The sequence below is a fragment of the Mesorhizobium sp. IMUNJ 23232 genome (assembly GCF_044326205.1).
Classification (GTDB): domain Bacteria; phylum Pseudomonadota; class Alphaproteobacteria; order Rhizobiales; family Rhizobiaceae; genus Kumtagia.
Genome location: NZ_JBIRCY010000123.1, coordinates 1 through 7,702, shown reverse-complemented (window position 1 = coordinate 7,702; position 7,702 = coordinate 1). Strand labels below are relative to the sequence as shown.

Below are 7,702 nucleotides of genomic sequence, written 5' to 3'. Positions count from 1 at the left end.
CGGTCGAGTTGCTTCGCAAAGCATCGGGTACCGCATTGTCTCCGGGCAATAATGTATCGATCATCGCCGCGGCATCGATCTGGAAGATAATGGCCTCCGATGTCAGGGTGATCTTCGGGAACACTCGACGGACGAGGTCGGCGCAACCATCGGAGACGAGTCCGGGCTTTCCTGAGGCGCTGCCCAGCAGTTCCGTCGCTGCTTTGATCGCTTCAGGCACTCGCTCCTTGCCGCGATGGATCGTTGTCCATGCCGCGATGCGCGGCTGGTCGCACAGCAGCGAACGATAGTGCTGCAAAACTGCCGCTTCAATCTCCGCTGCGGGAAGCCGCCACCCACTGGGATCGAGTTGCTTCGACTTCACCAGGCGGTTGGAGGCATAATAGCGATAGCGCCTGCCATGATTGGCGGTCGAGGTTGGCGTCAGCCGATCGCCCGTTTCGTCGAACAGGATGCCCGTCAGAATATGCAGGTCGGGTGTCGATGTCTGAGATCGCCGATCTGGCGAGAGTTGTTTGAGCAGGCTCTGGGTCGCCTCAAAGGTCGCGAGGTCGATGATTGCGGCATGCTCTCCTTCATGCACTTGTCCTTTATGCCGGGCCTTGCCGATGTAAACCGGATTGGAAAGCACGTGATAAAGCTGACCGTAGCGATATTGCCTGGCAGCAGAGGGTGGCTTTGAACCATCTGCCCCGCTTGTTGTGATACCCGCGAACCGTCCCTCTCCTCTGTTCAGTTCCCTCACCAGAGCCGGCACCGACTTCAGTTCAAGATATCGGTCGAAGATCGCCCTGACGATCCGTGCCTCCTGATCGTTGATCAGCAGCTTCTTGCCTTCGATGCGATAGCCGAAGGGGACGCGGCCTCCCATCCACATGCCCTTCCTGCGTGAGGCGGCGATCTTGTCGCGAATGCGCTCTGCCGTCACCTCACGCTCGAACTGGGCAAAGGACAGAAGCACGTTGAGCGTCAGCCTGCCCATCGAGGTGGTAGTGTTGAACTGCTGGGTAACCGACACGAAGGAGACATTGCTGGCATCGAAGATCTCGACGATCTTGGAGAAGTCCATCAATGATCGGGTCAGCCGGTCGATCTTATAGACGACCACTACGTCGACCTTGCGACTGCGTATATCCTGGAGCACCCGCTGCAGCGCCGGCCGCTCCATCGTTCCACCGGAGATGCCGCCATCATCATAACGATCGGGCACCAGCTTCCAACCGAGGCCGACCTGCGAGGCGATGAAGGCAACACAGGCTTCTCGCTGGGCATCGAGCGAGTTGAACTCCTGGTCGAGGCCCTCATCGGTGGACTTGCGGGTATAGACCGCACAGCGGAGTTTCGGGACCGCGCTCATAGCCCAAAAAACCTCGGACCGGACCAGCGAGCCCCGGTGATAACAAAGGCGATGGCCGTCAGCGATGAATAGAGCTTGCCGTCATAGACATAGCCGCGATCAATCACATCGACGACATAGGCACGGCCATTCCAATCGCGGATGAGCCGAGCCCCTTGCGAAAGGCGGCGCCGGGGCTTGCAGGCAAGCAGAGTCGTTTTCATGGCCACACTGGGTGAAACAGCAGGCGTAGCGCTCGCCGCGGCCGTGATGATATCAGCATCACGTCGAGCCGATTCCGGTTCTCGTACTCCCCTCGCCTTCTTCGACCCGCCTCCACGCTCGGCCCGTTCGATCAACTGTTTCAAAAGCTGGCGAGTTCCCGCAGATAAACCGCCTAGCCGCTTTGCCTGGAGATGCCAGGATACGGCCCGAGCCAGCAAATCATGGCTGAGGCTTCTCGGTGGCGCATGCCGATAGATCCGCTGCCATTCGCGAGCCAGGTCTTCTCGCGGAAGAGCGCCGACCGCAGCGATCTCCCTCTCCAGTTCATTCGTTGTCGACATCGGTGTCACCGAGCCTTGGCTGGCGTCTCGATACGATAGCGGCGAGCGCCATCCTTGCCGACCTCGCTGACGACGGTAAGGCCGAGCTTTTTCCTCACCGTCCCCGACAAGAACCCGCGCACCGAATGCGCCTGCCAGCCGGTCGTCTCCATAAGTGTATCGATCGTAACCCCTTTCGCGCTCCGCAGCTTCTTCAGCAACATCTCGGTCTTGGAGGTTGGCGGCTTCGGTTTGGCGGAGCTGACCAAGTCCGAGTCGCCAGGTCGCCGGTCTGGGGCAACCTCGCCAGACGTTGCCTCAATCTGAAGTGTCGGGGCCTTACGGCCGCGCCTCCCGCGCCCTTTCGCAGCATTGAAAGCAGGCAGATCCGCCGCAACGCATGGGTTGGCGCCGTTGCCGGCCGAAGAGGCAAAACCCTCGGCCACAATCAGTTCAGGGATGTTCATCGTAGTCTCCGTCAGTCGCCGCCCGACCATTCGGGCCGCAGTACTGACGAAAGCCCGCAGGGCGGGCATAGAGACTGGCGGCGTGCGATCAACGGTGCCCAGCCTCGATAACAGCAATGCTTGCCTACACGAGGAAGTCCAGTCGTTTGCGATTGCCGGGCGATCGTTCTTGACCGGGCGCCAACATCCCGACGCGCGGGCTTCGATCTAGATCGGAATGGCAGCTTTGCGCCCAATTTCGGCCGTTCAGACCAAACTTCTGATCTTCCAAAAGCAGACGTTCCGTCTCCGCTGAGATCTCGTCACATTCGGGTTTGAACCACCTACCTGCCATTGACAAGCTGATATGAATTCAGACCAAAAGATCTGTGACGCTATGCGTTAAGAACCTGCTGGGCTAATGCAGATGCAATGGACCTGAAGACCAGACGCCCTGTATCGTCCCGCTGTATCTGACGGAGATTCGCAGAGTAACGACTGATTTCGGAGTAGCGCAGCGGGGGGACCATGTTTCAGTCAGAGCTTATTTCTTCGATCGCCGAACGTCCGGCGCAGTTCGCATGGTTCTTAGGCGCGGGCGCATCCCGCACTGCAGGCCTGCCTACAGCCGGGGATATTATCTGGGATATGAAGCGCCGTTATTACATCCGTGAAGAGAACCGCGAGGTCTCGCCCCAGGACGTCCAGAACGATGCCGTCAGATCGACCATTCAGGCCTACATGGACTCCCGCGGTTTTCCCGCTTTGTGGTCGGACGAGGAATACTCGACATATTTCCAGAAGATATTCGGTGACGATCATGAGCGTCAGCGCCGCTATCTGAGAGGCATCCTGTCCGAAGAAAAAGTAACTCTGTCGGTCGGCAACCGGGTGCTCGGCGGCCTGCTGTCTGCCGGCATGTGCCGGGCCGTCTTCACAACCAACTTTGATAGCGTCGTGGAGCGGGCGGTGGCCGAGGTCGGCGGCGGCTCGCTGCAGGCCTATTCCCTAGAAGGGACAGTGTCGGCCGCCAACGCATTCCTGAACGAGGAGTACCCGTTCTACTGCAAGCTACACGGTGACTTCAGGTTCGAAAGCCTGAAGAATCTGAGCGCTGACCTGGCAACGCAGAACGACGACCTGTCGACGGCTTTCGTCGCCTCCGGCACGCGCTTCGGCCTGGTCGTGTGCGGCTATAGCGGGCGGGATGCTAGCGTAATGAAACTCATGAGCGACGTGCTCAGTGCGCCGAACCCGTTCCCACACGGCCTGTACTGGACCGGGCTCAAAGGCTCGCCCGTACATCCGGCGGTGGCAGCCCTGCTCGAAAGAGCCGTAAATGGCGGTGTGAAGGCGTCCTATGTCGAGATCGAAACATTCGATGCTTTCATGTCGCGCCTGTGGCGCAGCATCGATAGCAAGCCGGCCGTTGTTGATGCGAAGGTGCGCAAAGCACAGTTGACCAGCGTCCAGATACCGTTGCCGTCTGTCGGCAGCGCCAAGCCATTGGTCCGCTTGAACGGATTACCGGTGCAGGTGCCCGCGCGCTGCCTCGAACTGGCGTTCAACGCGCCGCAGGAATGGGCAGACCTGCGCGAGGCGGTGCGCGAGTGGCGCCAGTCGATCGTCGTGACCAAAGGGGCGAGCGTCTGGTGCTGGGGGGCAAGGCGCGACATCGAGGAATGTTTTGGCGACAAGCTTTCAGGCATCAGCGAAGCCGCGCTGCCTTCAGACTATCAGGCGCCTGAAAATCTGCACTTCAAGGCCTTCATCGAAGAGGCCTTGATATTGGCGCTGACGAGGGGGCGTCCTTTGCTGCCCCGGATGAAGCCGTCTTCCGGGTTCATCATTGCCAATCCCCATGCGGGGGATGTGGGGGGCTTGAGCCCGTTGCTGCAGATCGTCAGCAAGATCTCCGAAATGATCCCGGGGCTGTTCAGTCCGGTTACGGAGTTTCACCCGGAGCCGGACAAAGTCCGCTGGGCGGAGTCCTTGCGCGTGTCGCTCGACCGCAAGGAAGGGCGTGACTGGCTATTGATCGAGCCGGACATCTGGATCTGGCCGCCGCATGCACGCGCGGTCGCAACCAACTTCCTCGATGAGCGCAAGGGCAGGCGTTACAACGGCAAGCATAACGAACTGCTGCAGGCATGGACAAGGATCATTCTCGACAGCGACCAGCGCAATGCCGATCTTACCTTCCGCCCGTTTGAGGACGGCGACGATGCGGAAAACCCGGCCTTCCAGGTCGGCACCCGCACGGCCTTCTCCAGAAGGCTCACTGCATGAGAGCTCTAACTTCCGAAGTTGCCGGGTATGCTGCCGTGCCCGAACCCAACCTCCGCTTCGCAGGCGACAAGTTGGGCAAGCATCCATTGATGGGGCTGATCGCGCATGGCCCTTACGGGCTGCGCTATGCATCTCCCAGCAGCCTTCGCCTAGCGCTGCTCGCGCCAGCGCTGGAAATGCGTAAGCTCCGCGGCCTCGTCGCAGAGCTCCAGCGTCCTGCCAAGCCACGGGAGGCCACCAACTACTATCCGGACTATCCCGGCTTCTCCCAGCTCTTTCGCATTCCCATCGCAGCCGAGGACGAGCGTCTGGTGCTGTCGTTTCCGGACGCACTTGATGAGTTTGCGCGCGATGGCGCCAAGGAACGCCTTGCGGCTGAGCTGTTCCAGTGCATCGCCCGGCTCAAGACCCTGCGCAGTTCGTTCGACGTCGCGCTGATCTATCTGCCGCCCAGTTGGGCCGCCTGCTTTGAAGGCGAGAACTTCAACTTCCACGACTACCTGAAAGCATACTGCGCGCCGTCCGACATCCCGATCCAGATCGTGCGGCAGAACAGCCTCGACCGGACATGCCGCGCCAACGTTATGTGGGGCCTGAGTGTCGCGGCCTACGCCAAGGCCGGTGGCGTGCCGTGGAAGTTGGCAGGTCTTAATCCCCACGAAGCGTTCATCGGTATTAGCTACGCCATGAAATCAGATGGCGCGGGCAGCCTTTACACGACCTGCTGCAGTCAGGTGTTCGATCCCGATGGAACGGGATTTCGCTTTGTGGCCTTTGATACGCGCGCAAAGTCGCTCGACAAGCGCAAGAACCCGTACCTTTCATATCTGGACATGCAGGCCGTACTGTCGCGCAGTTTGGAGATCTATCAGCGCGCTCATTTCGGGAAGTCGCCGAGCAGGATCACCGTCCACAAGAACACCGAGTTCAGGGAAGAGGAAATCCTCGGCGCCATAGATAGCTTCCGGGACGGCACCGACGTCGAACTGGTGCAGGTTGTGCGCAACGTGCCGTGGCAGGGCATACGGTACAACATGGACGACAAGCCCGATGGCTATCCCGTCACGCGCGGCACCTACATCCCGGTCAGCTCCAACGAGGCGCTGCTCTGGACGCAAGGCAGCGTCAAGGGCGTGCATACGCAGGGGCCGACGAAGGATGTCTACAAGGAGGGATCGCTCAAACCTACCCCCTCACCGGTTTTGGTGCGCCGATTCTCCGGCGAGGGCGGCTGGCACGCGACATGCGCCGGCATCCTCGGCCTGACCAAGATGGATTGGAACAACAACACGCTCTACAAGAAACTGCCCGTGACCCTGGGCTACTCGAAGGCATTCGCCGACATCATCCAGCAGAATCCGTTGATGGTCGATGAAATCTACGACTTCAGAAACTTCATGTAGGGCGCATCCATCTGGACGTCGACTCTTGGTTACTGTAGTGGCTTGGCCATACTGAACTATAAAATTAGAGATATTCTGCGGGTTTTCGCCCGCATGAGCCGCGTTAGGTGGCATCAATAAAGCGAGTATTTCGGTGGGGCGCACTAGGCAATGTCAGAGCAAGGATTTCCGGACTGGACGGAATTAGGACAGGACAGCGGACTGGATCCGCTCGGTATGCAACGGCCTATTGAGGTGATCTACCAGTCGCTCATTCCAGGCATCAGCACGATCACCCTGCGGTTCCGGTACTATTCCTTCTTCCCTTTTATCCTGCGGCACTACGAGATGAATATCCGCAACGCAGACCCTGCTGTGTTTCGCGTGTTTCAGAGACGCTGCGAGGCGCTCTATGCTCTGATTTGCACCCATGGCGTCCGGGAGCTTGGTGTCGCGGGATCGGACTGGGCGGCAAGAATTCTTGCGAGTAGCGCTGTCCGCGAAGGCCAGAACGGCGTAGTGGATTTTTCCCGGGGCGCCGATCCCGAGGCCGAGGAGCAGTACCGTTACCTGAGGAACAAGGGCGGCGCGTTCGGCGCAATTTATGCGACCCAGATGCAGGCCATGGGTCTCCTTCATTTCCCGACGAAGGACGCCCCTAATCCCAATCCGGTTTGCGCCGAACCTGCGCTGGCTGTGGCAGAAGCCTTTGCGCGGGAACTAGGAGACGCCGCTCCGGCGTTTTTCAAAGCCGTAAGCGACGGCCAGATAGCTATCTCCTTGCTGGCCTTGTTCGAGAGGATGAGGCCATCACGTCTTCGGCCAGGAAGCAGCGAACACGCGCTGCTCACACATATCCTTCTGGCGAAGTCGGGTCCACGAATGGAAAACGACACCATGCGCAGGAGTACGCTCCGGATGCTCCTGGCAGCGGCAGAGACACAAGGAGCGATCCCTCACCAGGAGGCAGTGAAATGGCACTGGTACGAGACGGCATCCAGCCCCTCGGCCCCGCATCTGCAGAGCGCTCCGGGATTGTGGTTTTTGTATCAGGCCTGCGATCTTACGCGTCTTGCGTACGAGGCGCTCTTCTCAGCTGCGCTGACCACGCTTTCTTCCGCCACGAGGGGCCGCATGTCGCTCTCCGCGCTCGTAGAGGAATTGACCGAGTATGCCGACCTGCCTGTGGACGAAAGCTGGGAGACCTTTTCAACCGCGCAACTGGCAGGTGGCAAGACGGCGCGGGAGCTCGCGACCTCCATGCTGGACGCCGTAGGAGAACCCGAGGACCAGGTCCGGTACGCCATCCAGCTCATGGCCGTGCTGTGCGATGCCGCACAGAGTTCGGCAGAACTTGTTGAAGAGGCGCTGAGCGGCGCGGACTATTTTCAGTCCTTGCGTACCGAGACAAAATACCTTCAAGCGGCAAAACTGAACCCGGTACAGAGGGTTGTTGCGGACCTCGTTCTCGAGCGGGTCCTCAAACGCCATTTGTGGGTCGCCTCGCGCAAATTCCGCAACCAGAAAGCCTACACCTTTCATATGGAGCCAGAGGACGGAGTGCTCCGCTACCGGGCTGAGCGCGGCGGTGCAAAAACCGGCCACGGTAGCGGCGGGATAGTCCGGCTGCGGGCGGCGTAAAAGTCGTCCACCTATTTTCCTCCTGGGGTTCGCGCAGGAGGGTTAGGGGATCTACACCGTGGA

Annotated in this window: 6 protein-coding genes; 3 read left to right on the top strand and 3 right to left on the bottom strand. The window is 59.8% G+C overall.

The genetic code is table 11. The features are described 5' to 3' along the window. From ACH196_RS37295 to ACH196_RS37285, 3 genes are all read right to left on the bottom strand, one after another. Positions 1–1,357 (bottom strand): recombinase family protein (locus ACH196_RS37295; protein ID WP_396651862.1); only part of this gene is annotated, 1,357 nt, incomplete at its 3' end. Beyond that, positions 1,354–1,902, bottom strand: a complete 549-nt coding sequence (locus ACH196_RS37290) for a DUF2924 domain-containing protein (protein ID WP_396651861.1) — start codon at positions 1,900–1,902, stop codon at positions 1,354–1,356. The genes ACH196_RS37290 and ACH196_RS37295, both read right to left, overlap by 4 nt. 5 nt (positions 1,903–1,907) lie before the next feature. Further along, positions 1,908–2,150: a DUF3489 domain-containing protein gene (locus ACH196_RS37285; protein WP_396651860.1), complete on the bottom strand. Its 243-nt coding sequence runs from the start codon at positions 2,148–2,150 to the stop codon at positions 1,908–1,910. Positions 2,151–2,855: 705 nt separating this feature from the next. Here ACH196_RS37285 and ACH196_RS37280 point away from each other — a divergent pair. From ACH196_RS37280 to ACH196_RS37270, 3 genes are all read left to right on the top strand, one after another. Continuing rightward, positions 2,856–4,616: an SIR2 family protein gene (locus tag ACH196_RS37280; protein WP_396651859.1), complete on the top strand. Its 1,761-nt coding sequence runs from the start codon at positions 2,856–2,858 to the stop codon at positions 4,614–4,616. After that, a complete protein-coding gene (locus ACH196_RS37275) occupies positions 4,613–6,019 on the top strand; it encodes a nuclease PIN (protein WP_396651858.1) in 1,407 nt (468 codons plus the stop codon). Before ACH196_RS37280 ends, ACH196_RS37275 begins: the two co-directional genes overlap by 4 nt. Before the next feature lie 150 nt (positions 6,020–6,169). Beyond that, positions 6,170–7,639 (top strand): hypothetical protein, encoded by a 1,470-nt coding sequence (locus tag ACH196_RS37270; protein ID WP_396651857.1) that lies wholly within the window; start codon positions 6,170–6,172, stop codon positions 7,637–7,639. Positions 7,640–7,702 lie beyond the last annotated feature (63 nt).